Annotated in this window: 16 protein-coding genes and 2 pseudogenes; 13 read left to right on the forward strand and 5 right to left on the reverse strand. The window is 56.8% G+C overall.

Going from position 1 to position 16,799, the window contains the following annotated elements:
* Positions 1–118 precede the first annotated feature (118 nt).
* The 6 genes from lptM to AC07VF_RS06935 are packed head-to-tail and all read left to right on the forward strand — an operon-like array spanning position 119 to position 4,719.
* The gene (lptM, locus tag AC07VF_RS06910; protein WP_192171403.1) at positions 119–283 is read left to right on the forward strand and encodes an LPS translocon maturation chaperone LptM; all 165 of its coding nucleotides are present in this window, start codon (positions 119–121) and stop codon (positions 281–283) included.
* 9 nt (positions 284–292) lie between these two features.
* Complete coding sequence (gene lysA, locus AC07VF_RS06915; RefSeq protein ID WP_282365888.1) at positions 293–1,540, forward strand: diaminopimelate decarboxylase; 1,248 nt, start codon at positions 293–295, stop codon at positions 1,538–1,540.
* A 4-nt stretch (positions 1,541–1,544) separates the two neighbouring features.
* Positions 1,545–2,375, forward strand: a complete 831-nt coding sequence (gene dapF, locus AC07VF_RS06920; protein WP_495008375.1) for a diaminopimelate epimerase — start codon at positions 1,545–1,547, stop codon at positions 2,373–2,375.
* 13 nt (positions 2,376–2,388) lie between these two features.
* The gene (locus tag AC07VF_RS06925; protein WP_495008374.1) at positions 2,389–3,126 is read left to right on the forward strand and encodes a DUF484 family protein; all 738 of its coding nucleotides are present in this window, start codon (positions 2,389–2,391) and stop codon (positions 3,124–3,126) included.
* Positions 3,127–3,128: 2 nt separating this feature from the next.
* Positions 3,129–4,034 (forward strand): tyrosine recombinase XerC, encoded by a 906-nt coding sequence (gene xerC, locus AC07VF_RS06930; RefSeq protein WP_282365894.1) that lies wholly within the window; start codon positions 3,129–3,131, stop codon positions 4,032–4,034.
* On the forward strand, positions 4,024–4,719 hold the full coding sequence (locus AC07VF_RS06935; protein WP_423571936.1) for an HAD family hydrolase: 696 nt from the start codon (positions 4,024–4,026) through the stop codon (positions 4,717–4,719). Before xerC ends, AC07VF_RS06935 begins: the two co-directional genes overlap by 11 nt.
* A gap of 110 nt (positions 4,720–4,829) precedes the next feature.
* On the opposite strand, the gene AC07VF_RS06940 is transcribed toward AC07VF_RS06935, so the two are convergent.
* From AC07VF_RS06940 to glnK, 4 genes are all read right to left on the reverse strand, one after another.
* The gene (locus AC07VF_RS06940) at positions 4,830–5,159 is read right to left on the reverse strand and encodes a hypothetical protein (RefSeq protein WP_192171409.1); all 330 of its coding nucleotides are present in this window, start codon (positions 5,157–5,159) and stop codon (positions 4,830–4,832) included.
* A gap of 92 nt (positions 5,160–5,251) precedes the next feature.
* Positions 5,252–5,683, reverse strand: a complete 432-nt coding sequence (locus tag AC07VF_RS06945) for a secondary thiamine-phosphate synthase enzyme YjbQ (protein ID WP_346627429.1) — start codon at positions 5,681–5,683, stop codon at positions 5,252–5,254.
* A 249-nt stretch (positions 5,684–5,932) separates the two neighbouring features.
* The gene (locus AC07VF_RS06950; RefSeq protein WP_346627428.1) at positions 5,933–7,270 is read right to left on the reverse strand and encodes an ammonium transporter; all 1,338 of its coding nucleotides are present in this window, start codon (positions 7,268–7,270) and stop codon (positions 5,933–5,935) included.
* A 34-nt stretch (positions 7,271–7,304) separates the two neighbouring features.
* A complete protein-coding gene (glnK, locus tag AC07VF_RS06955; RefSeq protein ID WP_002555808.1) occupies positions 7,305–7,643 on the reverse strand; it encodes a P-II family nitrogen regulator in 339 nt (112 codons plus the stop codon).
* 415 nt (positions 7,644–8,058) lie between these two features.
* Between glnK and AC07VF_RS06960 the strand changes: the two genes are divergently transcribed.
* The 7 genes and pseudogenes from AC07VF_RS06960 to AC07VF_RS06990 all read left to right on the forward strand — a co-directional run.
* Positions 8,059–8,343, forward strand: a complete 285-nt coding sequence (locus tag AC07VF_RS06960; RefSeq protein WP_192171412.1) for an accessory factor UbiK family protein — start codon at positions 8,059–8,061, stop codon at positions 8,341–8,343.
* Between the two features lie 201 nt (positions 8,344–8,544).
* Positions 8,545–8,781 (forward strand): annotated as a pseudogene (locus AC07VF_RS06965) (magnesium chelatase domain-containing protein); the annotation flags it as partial.
* Positions 8,782–8,829: 48 nt separating this feature from the next.
* Positions 8,830–10,146, forward strand: a complete 1,317-nt coding sequence (locus AC07VF_RS06970; protein WP_495008373.1) for a site-specific integrase — start codon at positions 8,830–8,832, stop codon at positions 10,144–10,146.
* A gap of 8 nt (positions 10,147–10,154) precedes the next feature.
* Positions 10,155–11,840 (forward strand): hypothetical protein, encoded by a 1,686-nt coding sequence (locus AC07VF_RS06975; RefSeq protein WP_495008372.1) that lies wholly within the window; start codon positions 10,155–10,157, stop codon positions 11,838–11,840.
* A complete protein-coding gene (locus AC07VF_RS06980; RefSeq protein WP_495008371.1) occupies positions 11,837–13,834 on the forward strand; it encodes a hypothetical protein in 1,998 nt (665 codons plus the stop codon). The genes AC07VF_RS06975 and AC07VF_RS06980 overlap by 4 nt, the downstream gene beginning before the upstream one ends.
* A gap of 86 nt (positions 13,835–13,920) precedes the next feature.
* Complete coding sequence (locus AC07VF_RS06985; protein ID WP_495008370.1) at positions 13,921–14,241, forward strand: hypothetical protein; 321 nt, start codon at positions 13,921–13,923, stop codon at positions 14,239–14,241.
* A gap of 131 nt (positions 14,242–14,372) precedes the next feature.
* Positions 14,373–15,629 (forward strand): annotated as a pseudogene (locus AC07VF_RS06990) (YifB family Mg chelatase-like AAA ATPase); the annotation flags it as partial.
* Positions 15,630–15,911: 282 nt separating this feature from the next.
* Here AC07VF_RS06990 and AC07VF_RS06995 read toward each other — a convergent pair.
* Positions 15,912–16,772: a methyl-accepting chemotaxis protein gene (locus tag AC07VF_RS06995; protein WP_407073215.1), complete on the reverse strand. Its 861-nt coding sequence runs from the start codon at positions 16,770–16,772 to the stop codon at positions 15,912–15,914.
* Positions 16,773–16,799 lie beyond the last annotated feature (27 nt).

Consider the following 16,799-nt stretch of genomic DNA (forward strand, 5'->3'; position numbering starts at 1 on the left):
GCAGTCTAATTGCGCGGCGGCGTCAAACCCCCGCCGGACGGGAACTCCAGCGCATAGGCAATCTGTCGGGTGGTCGGTATACTCGGGCGCAATTAATGCTTATACAAAGGATTTCGCCATGAAGCGCCTGATTTCCTCCCTGGCCGCGCTGCTTGCAGTTGCGTGTCTGGTCTCTGCCTGCGGTCAGAAAGGTCCACTGTATCTGCCCGACGACGATTCGTCCGCCGACGGCACCAGCCAGACCAAATCGCACTCGCACAAGCATCAGACTTCGACCTACTAGGAATCAGTCATGGACGCCTTCAACTACCGCGACGGCGAGCTGTTCGCGGAAGGAGTGGCGTTGTCTGCCATCGCCGAACGCTTCGGCACGCCGACATACGTCTATTCCCGCGCGCACATCGAGGCGCAGTACCGCGCCTACGCCGACGCCTTGAGCGGCATGCCGCATCTGGTCTGCTTTGCGGTCAAAGCCAACTCGAACCTGGGCGTTCTCAATGTCCTCGCGCGTCTGGGCGCCGGTTTTGACATCGTGTCCCGTGGCGAGCTGGAGCGCGTGCTGGCGGCAGGCGGTCAGGCTGACAAAATCGTTTTCTCCGGCGTCGGCAAGACCCGCGATGACATGCGCCGAGCGCTGGAAGTCGGCGTGCATTGCTTCAACGTCGAGTCCACCGACGAGCTTGAACGACTGCAAGTCGTCGCCGCCGAAATGGGCGTGCGTGCTCCGGTTTCGTTGCGCGTCAACCCGGATGTCGACGCCGGCACCCACCCTTATATCTCCACCGGCCTCAAGGAAAACAAATTTGGCATCGCCATCGCGGACGCCGAAGACGTTTACATCCGCGCCGCGCAGCTGCCGAATCTCGACGTCATCGGCGTCGACTGCCACATCGGCTCTCAACTGACCACCCTTTCGCCTTTCGTGGATGCGCTGGATCGCCTGCTCGATCTTGTCGACCGACTGGGCGATTGCGGCATTCTGCTGAAGCATATCGATCTGGGCGGCGGTCTGGGCGTGCGTTATCGCGACGAAGAGCCGCCCCTCGCGGGCGATTACATCAAGGCCGTGCGTGAACGCCTTGATGGCCGCGATCTGGCGCTGATGTTCGAGCCCGGCCGCTTCATCGTCGCCAATGCCGGCGTGCTGCTGACCCGCGTCGAGTACCTCAAGCACACCGAGCACAAAGACTTCGCCATCGTCGACGCCGCCATGAACGACCTGATTCGTCCAGCGCTGTATCAGGCCTGGATGGACGTGACGGCCGTCAAACCCCGCGACGGCGCCAAACGCACCTACGACATCGTCGGCCCGATTTGCGAAACCGGGGATTTCCTGGCCAAGGAGCGTGAACTCGCGCTGGCTGAAGGCGATCTGCTGGCGGTGCATTCGGCGGGCGCCTATGGCTTCGTGATGAGCTCCAACTACAACACCCGCGGACGTACGGCCGAGGTGCTTGTGGATGGCGAGCAAGCCTTCGAAGTGCGTCGCCGTGAAACCGTGACTGAGCTGTTTGCCGGCGAAAGCCTTCTGCCGGAGTAATCCCATGCTGCTGCGTTTTACCAAGATGCATGGCCTGGGCAATGACTTCATGGTGCTGGACCTTGTGAGCCAACACGCCCACATTTTGCCCAAGCACGCCAAGCAATGGGGCGATCGCCACACGGGTATCGGTTTCGATCAGCTGCTGCTGGTGGAGGCGCCGAACAATCCGGACGTGGATTTTCGCTACCGGATTTTCAATTCCGACGGCTCCGAGGTCGAGCAGTGCGGCAATGGCGCGCGCTGCTTCGCCCGTTTCGTGCTGGACAAGCGGCTGACGGCCAAGAAGCAGATTCGCGTCGAGACCAAGGGCGGCATCATCGAGCTGGACATCCGCAACGACGGCCAGATCAGCGTTGATATGGGCGCGCCGCGTCTGGTGCCGGCGGACATCCCGTTCGACGCACCGGAACAGGCCGCCAGTTATTCGCTCGATGTCGATGGCGAGTCTGTCGAGCTTGCCGCCGTGTCCATAGGCAACCCCCATGCCGTGCTGCGCGTCTACGACATCAACAATGCGCCCGTGCATGTGCTTGGGCCGAAGATTGAAAACCATCCGCGTTTTCCGGCCCGGGTGAACGTGGGCTTTCTCCATGTCGTCGACCGTCAGCGCGCGCAATTGCGGGTGTGGGAGCGTGGCGCCGGGGAAACCCAGGCCTGTGGCACCGGTGCCTGCGCGGCAGCGGTCGCGGCCATTACTCAGGGCTGGATGGATTCCCCGATGCTGATCGACCTGCCGGGCGGACGCCTGTCCATCGAGTGGGCCGGCCCCGGCCATTCAGTGGTGATGACTGGCCCGGCTGTCCGGGTTTACGAAGGCCAAGTACGTCTATGAGTGAGAGTATCCGATGACCGACCAGCCTCAGACTTCAAACGACACGCCCGGCCAGCCCCCTGCCGAGACCGCAGTGCCTGCCCTTGAAGCCGAGGCAGTCGCGGCCTGGCTGCAACAACACCCTGATTTCTTCGCCGAGCACGACGAACTGCTGGCGATGATGCGCGTCCCGCACCAACGGGGCGACACCGTCTCGCTGGTCGAGCGCCAGCTCAAGCTGCTGCGCGAGCGCAACATCGAGATGCGTCACCGGTTGTCGCAGCTGATGGACGTGGCGCGAGACAACGACCGGCTGTTCGAAAAAACCCGCCGGCTGAATCTTGATCTGATGGACGCGACCAGTCTGGAAGAGATCGTCATCTGCGTGGAAGACAGCTTGCGCCAGGAATTTCAGGTGCCCTTCGTCAGCCTTATCCTGTTCAGCGACAACCCGATGACCGTCGGCCGCTGGGTGAGCGCCGCTGACGCGCAGAAAGCCATCGGCGGGCTGATGTCCGGCGGCAAGACCCTGTGTGGCGCGCTGCGTGAGCATGAACTCGAGTTCCTGTTCGGCAGCGAGCAAAGCAAGGAAGTGGGCTCAACCGCCCTGGCTGCCCTCAGCCACCAGGGCCTGCACGGCGTTCTGGCCATCGGCAGCCGTGATCCGCAGCATTACAAAAGCTCGGTCGGGACGCTGTTTCTCAGCTACATCGCCGACGTGCTCAGCCGCCTGCTGCCACGCTTCACCAACTCGCTGCGTTCGGTTCGCTAGTCATGGAGCGGCAACTGGACGCCTACTGCACGCACCTGCGCAGTGAGCGCCAGGTGTCGAGCCATACGCTTGAAGCCTATCGTCGCGACCTGAACAAGGTCCTGGCGTTCTGCGAAAAGCAGCACATCGACAGCTGGAAAGCGCTGGATATTCAGGCCATGCGCAGCCTTGTCGCTCGCCTTCACCAGCAGGGTCAATCCTCGCGCAGCCTGGCCAGACTGCTGTCAGCCGTGCGCGGCTTTTATCACTACCTCAACCGCGAAGACCTTTGCGATCACGATCCGGCCAATGGCCTGTCACCGCCCAAGGGCGAGCGTCGCTTGCCCAAAACCCTGGATGCCGACCGCGCCCTGCAACTGCTTGAAGGCGGCGTCGAGGACGATTTTCTGGCCCGGCGTGATCAGGCGATTCTCGAACTGTTCTACTCGTCAGGCCTGCGGCTGTCCGAACTGACCGGGTTGAACTGCGAAGACCTGGATCTGGCGGACGGTCTTGTGCAGGTCCTCGGCAAAGGCAGCAAAAGCCGCGTTTTACCGGTTGGCAGAAAGGCACGGGAAGCACTGGAGGAATGGCTCAAGCAACGAGCGCTGGCCAATCCTAAGGACGATGCCGTGTTTGTCAGCCAGCAAGGCCGCCGTTTGGGGCCGCGCTCGATCCAGCTGCGGGTCAAGGCTGCCGGCGAACGTGAGTTGGGCCAGAACCTGCACCCGCACATGCTGCGCCATTCATTTGCCAGTCACTTGCTGGAGTCGTCCCAGGACCTGCGCGCCGTGCAGGAACTGCTGGGTCACGCCGACATCGCCACCACTCAGATCTACACCCATCTGGATTTCCAGCATCTGGCCACGGTGTACGACAGTGCCCATCCACGGGCCAAGCGCAAAGGTAACGCCGACAATGAGCATTAAGCTGATCACCTTCGACCTGGACGACACGCTGTGGGAAACCGCACCAGCGATTGTCAGCGCTGAAGCCAAGCTGCGCGAGTGGCTGGCTGCCAACGCGCCAAAACTCGGGCCGGTCCCGGTCGAGCATCTGTGGGAAATCCGCTCGCGACTCATCGAAGCGGATCCGACGTTCAAGCACCGGATCAGTGCGCTGCGCCGCAAGGTGCTGTTTCATGCGCTGGAGGATGCGGGGTATGGTCACGCCGAAGCCCATGAGCTGGCGGACCAGAGCTTTGAAGTGTTCCTTCAGGGGCGGCACCAGCTGGACATCTTCCCTGAAGTGGTGCCGACGCTTGAGATCCTGACCAAGTCTTACACGCTGGGTGTCGTGACCAACGGCAATGCCGACGTCCGCCGTCTGGGCCTGGCCGATTATTTCGCCTTCGCGCTATGCGCCGAGGACCTGGGCATTGGCAAACCGGACCCTGCGCCCTTCGTCGAGGCGCTGAAACGCGGCAATGCCGATGCCAGTCAGGCCGTGCATGTCGGCGATCACCCGGGTGACGACATCGCCGGCGCCCAACAAGCCGGCCTGCGGGCGATCTGGTACAACCCCGGCGGCAAGGTCTGGGAGGCTGAAAAAGCGCCGGATGCCGTAATCAACAGCCTGACGCAATTGCCCGAGGTGCTGGCGCGCTGGGCTTGATCTGCGCTTCCCGCTGCGTGAACGCCGGCCTTTGCGTCTGCAACTCGAATCGCAGGCAATAAAAAACCCGCAGCGACAGCGGGTTTTTCATCAAGCGCGCAGCAGGTCCCTTAGATGGGACGGCTGCCGTACTTGTTGTCAGGCTTCTTGGGCGGATCGGCGACCACGTTGGCCTCCACTTCCACGACCTTGCCACCACGAGCGAGGAATTCTTCCATCGCGCGAGCCAGAGCATCACGCTCCTTGTTCTTGGCTTCCACGCTCGGCAATTCATCAACCGAGACGGCGGCCTTGGCCTTGCCTTTGGCCGGAGTCGCCGAGACTTCAGCGCTGTCGTCGACTTCCACTACATCTTCATCGGACGCCGCTGCAAGCCCCTCACCGTCCTCCCCTTCTTCCAGATCGTCTTCCAGACCTTCTTCGATGTCGTCGTCGCTCATGTTCTACCTCATGACTTGCGAAAGCAGATTAGTTATAGCCCAGCCGGGCTTGATTTCTTGGACAGCCGGAAAAATTCAACTACCGCATACGTTCAGCGGTCGTGCCCCTCACCCTGAAGCGTGACGAGGACTTTACGGGCACCGCCTGCATCGCGGTGCTCGCCCAGATAAATACCTTGCCATGTGCCCAACGCCAGCCGTCCATTTGTAACCGGCAATGTAAGCTGGCAGCCAAGCAGACTGGCTTTGAAGTGCGCCGGCAGATCATCGGGCCCTTCGTCGTCATGCTCGTAGCCGTCGCGCCCCTGAGGCACCAGACGGTTGAAGAAACGCTCGAAATCGCGACGTACCGCAGGGTCGGCGTTCTCGTTGACGGTCAACGAGGCCGAGGTGTGTTGCAACCAGACATGCAGCAGGCCGATGCGGCATTCGCGTAATTCGCGAAGGCCCGCGACGATCTCGTCAGTCACCAGATGGAAACCACGAGGCCTTGCCCGCAGCGTGACCAAGGTCTGTTGCCACATACCGTTCTCCGCCCTTCGGCGCGCATTCTAACGCGCTGGAAAAAAAAACAAAGTGCGTAATGAGCGACGATTTTCAGGAGCGCTGAACAAGGGCATTTATGCCCTCTCAAGCATCGAGAATCGTCAGGTTAGGCCGAACATTGCAGCGGATGTTCCTGCCGGGAACGCCCACCCGCTGTGCGGACATCCCTATCGACAAACCTCAGACAAAAAAATGCCCGGAGACCCGGGCATTTTTTCACGCGTGGATTACAAGTTGTAGCCACGTTCGTTGTGTTGCGCCAGATCCAGGCCGACCGCTTCTTCTTCCTCGGTGACACGCAGGCCCATGACCATGTCGAGTACCTTGAGGATGATGAAGGTCACGATCGCGGTGTAGATGACCGTGAAGCCGACGCCTTTGCATTGAATCCAGACTTGTGCGGCGATGTCGGTCACGGTGCCGAAGCCGCCCAGCGAAGGGGCTGCAAACACGCCGGTCAGGATCGCGCCAAGGATACCGCCGATACCGTGAACGCCGAAGGCATCCAGGGAGTCGTCGTAGCCCATTTTGCGTTTCAGGCTGGTGGCGCAGAAGAAGCAGACCACGCCTGCCGCCAGACCAATGATCAGGCCGCCCATCGGGCCGACAGTACCGGCGGCCGGAGTGACTGCAACCAGACCGGCAACCACACCCGAAGCGATGCCCAGAGCGCTTGGTTTACCGTGAGTCAGCCATTCGGCGAACATCCAGCCCAGCGCTGCAGCAGCAGTGGCGATCTGAGTAACCAGCATGGCCATACCGGCAGTGCCGTTGGCCGCAGCCGCGGAACCTGCGTTGAAACCGAACCAGCCCACCCAGAGCATGGCCGCGCCGACCAGGGTGTAACCCAGGTTGTGCGGCGCCATCGGAGTGGTCGGGAAACCTTTACGCTTGCCGAGCACCAGGCACGCTACCAGGCCAGCCACACCGGCGTTGATGTGAACAACGGTGCCGCCCGCGAAGTCGAGAACGCCCCAGTCCCACAACAGACCACCGACGCCGCTCCAGACCATGTGCGCAATCGGCGCATAAACCAGGGTGAACCAGATCCCCATGAAGATCAGCATCGCGGAGAACTTCATGCGTTCTGCGAACGCGCCGACGATCAGGGCCGGGGTGATGATGGCGAAGGTCATCTGGAAGGTCACGAAGACGGCTTCCGGGAACAGTGCCGCAGGGCCAGTGATGCTTGCAGGGGTAATGCCTGCCAGGAACGCCTTCGAAAGACCGCCGACGAAGGAGTTGAAGTTGACGACGTTGACTTCCATCCCGGTGGTGTCGAACGCCATGCTGTAGCCGTAGACGACCCACAGGATGCTGATCAGGCCGGTAATGGCGAAGCACTGCATCATCACGGAAAGAATGTTTTTCGAGCGGACCATGCCGCCGTAGAACAGCGCCAGACCGGGGATGGTCATGAACAGCACCAGCGCGGTGGAGGTCAGCATCCACGCGGTGTCGCCGGAATTGAGTACGGGGGCTGCCACTTCGTCTGCCGCCATGGCCAAGCCAGGGGTTACGAGGGACAACAGGGCTCCTAGCCCTGCGAATTGACGCAGAGTCATATTGTTTTCTCCTGGGGCGTTGGGGTTTGGCGGCTTAGATTGCGTCGGTATCGGTTTCGCCGGTACGGATGCGGATGGCCTGTTCCAGATTGACCACGAAGATCTTGCCGTCACCGATCTTGCCGGTGTTGGCCGCTTTGGTTATCGCTTCGATAACGCGGTCCAGATCCTTGTCGTCGATCGCAACATCGATCTTCACCTTGGGGAGGAAGTCGACTACATACTCCGCACCGCGATACAGCTCGGTGTGGCCTTTCTGACGTCCGAAGCCTTTGACTTCAGTGACCGTGATGCCCTGCACGCCGATTTCGGACAGCGACTCGCGTACGTCGTCCAGCTTGAACGGCTTGATGATGGCAGTGACTAGCTTCATGAAACTTTCTCCCGAATTGGTGGACTTGCCCCAGGAAAACAAACCCGACTCAAGTCTAAGCGCAGTGTCTGGCTTTGTAACGCGTCGTGTCCGTAACAGACCTGACCAACTCCAGAAAACCGCTTCTGACGAAACATTCCCCGCTCCGCCTGCCGCACTGCATTCGTCACAGCGACTGCATCAGTGCATGGGTTACAAGCCACTAAGCAGAAAGCTTGCCATCTCATGAATCGGCATGAATTTCGGCCCTTCGACTGTTAATTCACGCCTTAGCGTAGTCGTCGATTGCGATCACCGCACAACAACGGTGCGCACGTGCCCGGGGCCATGCGCGAAAAGCGTGCAGCGCATCGCGTCCGGCGGAAGGTCAAAAGCTGCGTGCTACACTCGCGCCCTCTGATTCTGGAGTTTCATCATGCTCGCCCCCAAAGCTTTTCTCGACGCCCTGAGCGGCCACGCTTCCCGCCTATTCAACGGCGAAACACCGGTTCCACGCAGCGAATTCGAAACCCAGTTCAAGGCGCTGCTGCAGAGCGGCTTCAGCAAGCTGGACCTGGTCAGCCGGGAAGAATTCGACAGCCAGATGATCGTCCTCGCCCGCACCCGCGCCCGACTTGAGGCACTGGAAGCGAAGATGGCGGAGATGGAAGCGCAGTTGGCGACGCAGCCGAAAGCGTCAGGGGCTGAGCCACAGGGTTGAGCGTTTAACCCTGCGGGTGCTCAGGCGCAGTGCGCAATGCGCTGAACCTGGGCCTTGATCGCCTCCAACGTGGCCATCGACGTATCCTCCCGTGCCCCTGCCCTTCGATACACACCCCGAAAAACATGCCCCGCCCACACGCCGGGCCAATGACTATCCTTCAGCTCGCCGCAGGAAGCGGTGCTGCCTACAAGGAAAGCCATGTCCCTCGCGATCGTTCTGAGCCGTGCCCAAGTTGGTGTTGAAGCCCCTGCCGTGACCGTCGAAACCCATCTCGCCAACGGGCTGCCGAGCCTGACGCTGGTGGGTCTGCCGGAGGGCGCGGTCAAGGAGAGTAAGGATCGGGTGCGCAGTGCGATCCTCAACTGTCGGCTGGAATTCCCGGCGCGGCGGATCACCCTGAATCTGGCCCCTGCCGATTTGCCCAAAGACGGCGGACACAGGTAAGTACGTGGCATGGACATACCACAGTAGACGATGCACCCTATGGACATGGCGTTCTATCTGCCGGAACTCACTGCGTGGGGAATAGAGTTGAGCATAAAAGAATCTGTCCATTTCACACCGACAAGGGCGAGCATCAGCGATGGTGAAATTAGCTGGGAGCTAGTGAAAAACAGGCAGCCGATACCTGATCTTCCCCAGCTTTTTTGGTCTAACGGTGAACCCTGGAGAGAAGCAAACCTGTGGCTTATGTTAGAGGCCACCGCTGGGAATAAGCCAATTGAGACGATCAAATCCAAGGCATACGCTCTTCTCGAATATTGTAAATGGCTTGAGAAGACTGATACTAACTGGTGGGACTTCCCCGCCATCGAAAGCGACAGATGCTTGGTAAAATTTAGGGGACACTTAAAGCGCCACTTAAGATCGGGAACGAAGTCGAACTCCACATGTTCTCACCGCATGCAAGTAGTAATTCAATTCTACCGATGGTTGCGAGCACAGGGCCTAATATCCCCGAGCTGGCCAATGTGGAAAGATAAGTTTGTAAGCATTAGGGTGAATAACGCGTTCGGGCTTGAGCGAACCCTTACTGTTTCATCAACCAATCTCTCTATACCCAACAGAAAGAATCATCCGGAAGGTCTAGAGGATGGCCTTTATCCAGTTTCCAATAAAGATCGAGACAAAATCCTAGAGCTGGCTTTCAATCATAGTCCCTACGAAATTTATCTCATCATTATGATCGGATTCTTCACCGGAATGAGAATCCAGTCAATCTCTGGATTACGCGTTGAAACTCTTGAAAATGCTGTGCAAGACCCAGCGTCAGAGGATCTTTTTCGTATAGCGTTAGGACCAGGTGCTAAGCCTGCGGTTCCAACCAAAAAAGGGGTTACAGGACATGTTTGGATCACGAGACAGCTATTGAGCGAACTACTCGTGTACTGCTATAGCACTCCCAGACTAATTCGGGAAGCTAAGGCAGAGACACGTAACAAGTCGGTAGTCTTCCTCACCAAACACGGCAATCCTTACGGAAGCAGGGGTGGGGATAGCTCTCCTGCTATCAATGTTGCAATGGGTGATCTCCGCAAGCATGGCGCTAAGCACGGTGTAGCTGCACTTCATAGATTTAAGTTTCACCAAACAAGATGCACATTTGCGACTGAACTCGCTAGATTGGCAGTACAGGCTGGAGGAGCAATTCACGCAATTGCAATTGTAAAGGATGCCTTGCTTCATAAGGATGAAAGCACGGCAATAAAATACATAAAGTTCATTGAGAAAAACCCTATAAAAATCGCATTAGCCAACGAATTCACACGATCTTTCTTCAATGCCGCATCTGTCGTGTAACACGAATAATGAACACACATCTTCCTGATCTGACTTTTAAGCAAATAGAATATGGCAACAGAGAAACGCCATGGAGCTTCAACTCGCTATATTATGTCGGGCTCAGTTCAATCAAAATATCATTCGCTACCAGCATCATCGGCGACAAAACATCTACAGAGCCTGATGCCTCTCGTGCTGAGCTGTGTGTTAGATTGTACGAGGCCCTTCAGGGCGAGATCACTTTAGGAAGAAGCCCAGCGACGGTCAAAGGAACCTATCAAAATATAAGGTCATTTTTCGGATGGGCCGACGCTAACAGCATTCCTATGGATATGAAAAGCGCGGAACAGGCGTTCCTTGACTGGTGCGATTGGCAGTTTGATAACTCAAGAGGAAATCCAACTGCTGCCCAATCTGCATTTAGTAGGTGTGTAAGGGTTGGGAGTGTGATCGACAGCGCCTTCCACAGAAGTAGCACCATAATTTCACTTACCCGTCTGCGAAAAAGAACAAAACCGAGAGATTGGAAAAGAGATAGCGATAAAGTCAATTTCGAAAAGTTGTTTAAGATGGGCGGTGTCTTGCATGATATTTGCAATTCACTGACTATTGAGAAAATCCAAGGCGAGTTGCCAATAAAGATCTCAGCCGGCGGAAGAGCACTTGACCATTGGTGCGGCTTAATTCCGTCCGAAAACCTCAAGTGGAATGGGCTATCAGCCCTAGACGGAAAGCCACTTTTGCGAAGACAACTGCGCATGGACGACCGCAGTTGGAAAAGCCGCCACTCAATCATGAATTTGAGAATCGAAGCTGAAATTCTTATTTTTATCGCGCAGACACAAATAAATCTTACACAGGCACTAGATCTTGAAAATAGCAAGGTCACATACCAGAGCACTAATAGTGGTTATAGGGTGTCAAACCTATTCAAGGGCAGGCGCGGTGGAACCGTGACTTTTGACATATATAGTGAGTATCGTCAGCATTTCGAAAGCTATTTGAAATGGAGGAACCAGCTATTTCCAGACGATCCGCTCTTGTTCCCACTGAAGTCTCATAACACCAGGACCATCGGTAACGGCCCAACATTTGGCGCAGTACGGAAAATTCTAACGAAATTAGACATAGAATATATTCCGCCACGGATGCTGCGATTATCAAAGGTGAACTGGCTGTTGCGAAAGACTAGGGATCCTAGTCTTACGGCTGAAATGGCGCAGCACGCTGAAGCCACATTGCTTATGATGTATGAGAAGCCCAATCATCAGGCTGCTCTTTCGGAAATATCCCGTTTTCATCAGGCTCAGGAAGCAGCACTTTCATCGCCAGGTCCGGGACTCTGCGTGACTCCGCAGCCGATCCTGATTAAGCCTATGCCGAAGGGTATGCCTCGGCCGGACTGCATAAATCCAGCCGGGTGCCTATTTTGCCAGCACCAACGTGATATTGCTGAATTGGATCATGTTTGGTCTTTGTACAGCTATCGCTACCTTAAGTCTGTGGAACTGGCTATCCACAGACCGCCGGCCGACGAAAAGGGGGACCACCCTGCAAAAGCCGTAGTTGACGTCATAACGGAAAAACTTGAAGCATTTTCCAAGATAGAAATCTTTAAGCCTTGGCTTAGTGAATCAGCTACCAGAGTCGAGGAAGGAAAGTTTCACCCTAAATGGGATGGTTTTATCAAACTTATGGAGTTCCGTCTGTGAGTATCAACAGCTTGAATCGTCTTGCCCTAGGCATAGAGTTGCCGTATGTAACGTCAAAAGCTGAAAATTACAAACCACCTACCTGGCCTCCAACTCAAGAATTCCCGGTTGTGATCGACCAAATTGGCAAGGTCATTTCAAGGTTCGGCGATTCAATCTGGATCTTAGATGTCTGGGCTGCGCGTAGGCTCCGTTTAGACTTTACTACGCTCTCTGATGAATGCTCCAGCATCGCCAAACTGATATGCGCTTGGTGGCTCTGGGGACCAAGAGCGGTTACGAATGCAGGCACCCTGAAATCCAGATTCACTCATATAACTCCGCTGTTAAAGCTTTGCTCGTCAAGAGGTGTAGATCCCACAAAGCTTCACGACAAACCTGAACTATTAGATGAAGTCTCGAACTGTTTCTCATCGTCCCACGCCGAACCTGCCCTCATTCTTTTTCACAGTCTATTTGAACACAGGCGCGAATTTGGGCACGTAATCTTGGATAGAGAGGCATTGCGACGATTGAGTTCGGCAATTACCAAGCATGAGGGCTCTCAAACCGCATATATTCCACCCAGAATCTGGTTATACCAAATCCGTCGATTACGGGAATTTCTTGATGATTTCATGCAGTGTAAAAATGGGATTGCAGCTTGCTACAATGAATGCATGGCGCTCTACAAAGCAAAATTTGGCGATAATATGTTCCAAATCCCAGCCAAAGATTCTAGGCTAGGCATATTTGAAGAACGTAGCTTCGGAAAGGTTTTTGGCCACTTTTCACTGTATGCGAAGAAGCATGGCATTGATAAGGCTTTGAAGAAGTGGATACTGGGCCCGAATGCAACTGATCGTAATCTTAAAATCTCCACGTTGGGTAGTTTCATGTCGCTAGCCACCAAAGTTGGGAATGCGTACATGCTCAATATATCGTTAATGCGAGTGGACGAGGTTTGGAAACTTCGTACAAATTGCCTAATGGTAGAAAACGACCCTCAGTTTGGTAAAATCTATACGCTGGGCGGCATTACTACTAAAAAGATGCATGACGCGGATGCTAGGTGGGTAACATCTCATTCAGCGGAAATCGCTGTAAATGTGATGACGCACGTTGTCAGACTGCGCATAAGCACGGCCATAAACGCAATCGGCGGAAGAGTCCCAGAAAACCAATTAAATGATCCGTGGTTCAACATCCGACAATATGAGCCTTGGGCCAGGGGGCATGGTCTAGATGAAGACTTCTCTGTGCGACCCTCCTACCCCAGCTATAGTGGAATTTTGAAGAGTTATAAGTATCTATTGGATCCTGCCGAACTAGTGGTAACTGAGCATGATCTAGAATATGCTCGCCTGTTAACTCCAACACTATCAGACGATGTCCAGGTCGGAAAACCATGGCCGTTTGCGTGGCATCAGCTCCGAAGGACTGGAGCTGTGAATATGCAAGCCTCATCCCTAGTGTCGGATGCATCGCTCCAATTCCAGCTCAAACATACGTCCAGAGCGATGAGTCTTTACTACGGGCGCGGTTATTCCCGGATAAAACTCAACGATGCGGCTTATACTACCTATGTCAAAACTATGTACGAAGTGCTTGGAAAAGAAATATCCCGGTTGTTCAGTGATCGCTACATCAGCCCGTATGGTGAGAGTCGTAAGGCTCAGATACTGAATATAGTTACATCTGTCGATGCGAAAAAGCTTGCCCGTGCAGCAGCTACAGGTCAGGTCCATTGGCACGAAACCCTAGCGGGCGGCTGTGCGAAGCGAGGAATGTGCGAGTATGGGGGTGCAGACACACTTGTGCATTGCGCTGGAGGTGACGGGAAGGGACCTTGCACAGACGCACTCTACGATCAAGAGCGAAGACCACAGCTTATAGAGTTGCGTGAAATCATACTTGATCGTTTAGAAGATGCACCTATCGACTCACCATATTATTCCTCGCTAAAAATGCAGGAAAGAGCCGTAAACAATGTTCTTCAGACCATCGGAGAGTAAACATGGGGCGCGCAGAGCAGGCTTTCAGAGAGGCTTTCGAAAGACTTAAGACGGAAACTACGGTGGTCCTGCCCAAAGGGAGTACCGTGAGCCAGAACAATGTAGCGAAGGAGGCCGGGCTTGATCCAACGGCTCTAAAGAAAGCTCGTTTTCCTTCCCTCGTCGCTGAAATCCAACATTGGATATCGCAAAGAAGTGCGCCTACTGCACTCTCAGAACGGCAATCCATGCGAAGAGAGAGGAAGAAGAACCGCACCTACAAAGAACAGCTCAACGATGTCACTAAACAGCGAGATGCGGTGGCTTCACGCTTAGTGGAGGCAGACGCGAAAATCTTGGAGCTGACCCTAGAATTAAACAGCCTTAGAAGCACCGAGCTGCCTCCGAATGTAAAAAGGATCCGCTGAGCCGAGGACATATGCCGCCTTAGGGCAAAAATAAACCGCTCCAGTATGGACACTGGCAAATCTTCCTCAAAGGCCCGAATTTCAAGGCGCAGAAGAAATGTCCATACCCCCTCCACTCACCGGTGGTACGTCGCTTCGATGTCGCCATTGCACTTGGCTTGCTGGCTGCCAGCGCGCAGGTGCCAACGCTTGCGCTGGAGGGTATCGAATGTCTGGGGGAGTTGGCGCTGTCCGGTGCGATTCGGCCCGTACAGGGCGTGCTCCCGGCGGCACTTGCTGCGCGGGAGGCGGGCCACACGTTGATCGTGCCGGCGGTGAATGCCGAGGAAGCGTGTCTGGCGTCAGGCCTGAAGGTGATAGCGGTCAGTCATCTGCTGGAGCTGGTGTCCCACCTGAATGGGCACACGGTCATCGCGCCTTATAAATCCAATGGCCTGATTCTGCAGACACAGCCTTATCCCGACTTGAGTGAAGTGCAGGGCCAGACCGCGGCCAAACGCGCTCTGTTGGTGGCCGCCGCCGGTGCACACAATCTTCTGTTCAGTGGCCCTCCCGGCACCGGCAAAACGCTGCTCGCGAGCCGTTTGCCTGGGCTGTTGCCACCACTGGATGAACTCGAAGCGCTGGAGGTGGCGGCGATTCAGTCGGTCGCCAGTCACGCCCCGCTGACGAGCTGGCCCCAGCGCCCCTTCCGCCAGCCCCATCACTCGGCATCGGGCCCTGCGCTGGTCGGAGGTGGCAGTCGCCCGCAACCTGGCGAAATCACCCTCGCGCACCACGGCGTGTTGTTTCTGGACGAGCTTCCGGAATTCGACCGGCGCGTGCTGGAGGTGCTGCGCGAACCCCTCGAATCGGGCCATATCGTGATTTCCAGGGCGCGGGATCGGGTGCGCTTTCCGGCGCGCTTTCAACTGGTCGCGGCGATGAACCCCTGCCCGTGCGGTTATCACGGCGAACCGACCGGGCGCTGCCGCTGCTCAACCGATCAGATTCAGCGCTACCGCAACAAGCTGTCGGGCCCATTGCTTGACCGGATCGATTTGCACCTGACCGTTGCTCGGGAAACTACGTCTTTAGCTGCCACGCCTGACTGCAAGGGTGAAAGCGCCAGCGCAGCGGAGGTGGTCTCCGAAGCCCGACAGCGCCAACAACGACGCCAAGGGTGCGCCAACGCATTTCTTGACCTGCCCGCGCTGCGCCAACACTGCGCGTTACTGCCGGAAGACGAAGCCTGGCTCGAGAATGCGTGTGAACGCCTCAATCTCTCGCTACGCGCTGCCCACCGCCTGCTGAAAGTGGCTCGCACGCTCGCTGATCTGGAGAAGGTGGACGCCATCGCGCGATGCCACATCGCCGAGGCTTTGCAGTATCGGCCTTCGACGAATTGAAACCGCATACACCATGCCACGGCGGGAGATAACCCTTCGTTCAGCACCGCACTGTCGCGCAGAATGTGCAACACCTGTGGGAGTGACCGGGGTGGCGCTCCACCTTGCTCACGAAGGCGGCATCTCAACCGCTGAATATTTGGCGGATGTTCTTGCCTCTTCGCGAGCAAGCTCGCTCCCACAACTCGTGTATTGCCAGATACATCTGCGGTGTTGCTTGATGAGATTGGGCTTGCTCACACCTACGCTGGTTGGCTCTGGCGGCTCAGCAGCGCTCCAGCCTCACCGAAACCGATCCACTTCCTTCTGCAAGTCAGCCGCCACAGCGTTCAGCTCTTGAGCCGTGATCGCCAGGTTGGACACGACTTCGCGTTGCTCGCTGTTCGCCAGGGCGATGCTTTGCAGGTTGGCGCTGAGCAGCGTTGCGGTGTTGCTCTGCTCCTGGGTGGCGGTAGTGATGGACGTGAATTGCTCACCGGCAGAACGGCTTTGTTCGTCGATCTGGGCCAGCGCTGCAGCCACTTTGGCGTTGCGCGACAGGCCTTCCTGCATCAGCGCATTACCTTGCTGCATGGTGCTGATGGCATTGCTGGTCTCTTGCTGAATGCTGCTGATCATGCCGGAGATTTCATCGGTGGCCTGGCGCGTACGTGATGCCAGGCTGCGGACTTCATCCGCTACCACCGCAAAACCACGGCCTTGTTCACCGGCGCGTGCGGCTTCGATCGCGGCGTTGAGGGCCAGGAGGTTGGTCTGCTCGGCGATCGAGGTGATGACGCTGACGATGCCGCCGATCTCCTGCGAGCGTTGGCCCAAGGTATCGATCACCGTCGCGGTGCTGCTCAGCGAACCGGCGATCTGCTCCAGCGAAGCAGACGCCTCCTCCATGGACGTGCGACCGATGCGCGTCTGCTGGGCGTTGCCCTGGGCCATGCGTTCGGTGGTGCCCATGTTGTCGGCGATGGTCAGGGCCGTGGCGCTGAACTCCTCCACTGCGCCGGCCATGCTGGTGATTTCGCCGGATTGCTGCTCCATCCCTTCATAGGCGCCCCCCGACAAGCCAGACAGCGCATTGGCACGACTGCTGACTTCCAGCGCTGCTGTGCGGATGTGGGACACCATGGTTTCCAGCGCCTGGCCCATCTTGTTGAAACTGCCCGCCAACTGACC

The organism is Pseudomonas sp. GW821-FHT02H06 (assembly GCF_059421525.1).

What these genes read in the sequence shown, in the direction of transcription:
- AC07VF_RS06925 (WP_495008374.1), top strand. Translation starts at nt 2,389, where the DNA reads ATGACCGACCAGCCTCAGACTTCAAACGACACGCCCGGCCAGCCCCCT.
- AC07VF_RS06945 (WP_346627429.1), bottom strand. Translation starts at nt 5,683, where the DNA reads ATGTGGCAACAGACCTTGGTCACGCTGCGGGCAAGGCCTCGTGGTTTC.
- dapF (WP_495008375.1), top strand. Translation starts at nt 1,545, where the DNA reads ATGCTGCTGCGTTTTACCAAGATGCATGGCCTGGGCAATGACTTCATG.
- AC07VF_RS06995 (WP_407073215.1), bottom strand. Translation starts at nt 16,772, where the DNA reads ATGGGCCAGGCGCTGGAAACCATGGTGTCCCACATCCGCACAGCAGCG.
- xerC (WP_282365894.1), top strand. Translation starts at nt 3,129, where the DNA reads ATGGAGCGGCAACTGGACGCCTACTGCACGCACCTGCGCAGTGAGCGC.
- AC07VF_RS06960 (WP_192171412.1), top strand. Translation starts at nt 8,059, where the DNA reads ATGCTCGCCCCCAAAGCTTTTCTCGACGCCCTGAGCGGCCACGCTTCC.
- AC07VF_RS06935 (WP_423571936.1), top strand. Translation starts at nt 4,024, where the DNA reads ATGAGCATTAAGCTGATCACCTTCGACCTGGACGACACGCTGTGGGAA.
- lysA (WP_282365888.1), top strand. Translation starts at nt 293, where the DNA reads ATGGACGCCTTCAACTACCGCGACGGCGAGCTGTTCGCGGAAGGAGTG.
- AC07VF_RS06950 (WP_346627428.1), bottom strand. Translation starts at nt 7,270, where the DNA reads ATGACTCTGCGTCAATTCGCAGGGCTAGGAGCCCTGTTGTCCCTCGTA.
- lptM (WP_192171403.1), top strand. Translation starts at nt 119, where the DNA reads ATGAAGCGCCTGATTTCCTCCCTGGCCGCGCTGCTTGCAGTTGCGTGT.
- AC07VF_RS06970 (WP_495008373.1), top strand. Translation starts at nt 8,830, where the DNA reads ATGGACATGGCGTTCTATCTGCCGGAACTCACTGCGTGGGGAATAGAG.
- AC07VF_RS06940 (WP_192171409.1), bottom strand. Translation starts at nt 5,159, where the DNA reads ATGAGCGACGACGACATCGAAGAAGGTCTGGAAGACGATCTGGAAGAA.
- AC07VF_RS06975 (WP_495008372.1), top strand. Translation starts at nt 10,155, where the DNA reads ATGAACACACATCTTCCTGATCTGACTTTTAAGCAAATAGAATATGGC.
- glnK (WP_002555808.1), bottom strand. Translation starts at nt 7,643, where the DNA reads ATGAAGCTAGTCACTGCCATCATCAAGCCGTTCAAGCTGGACGACGTA.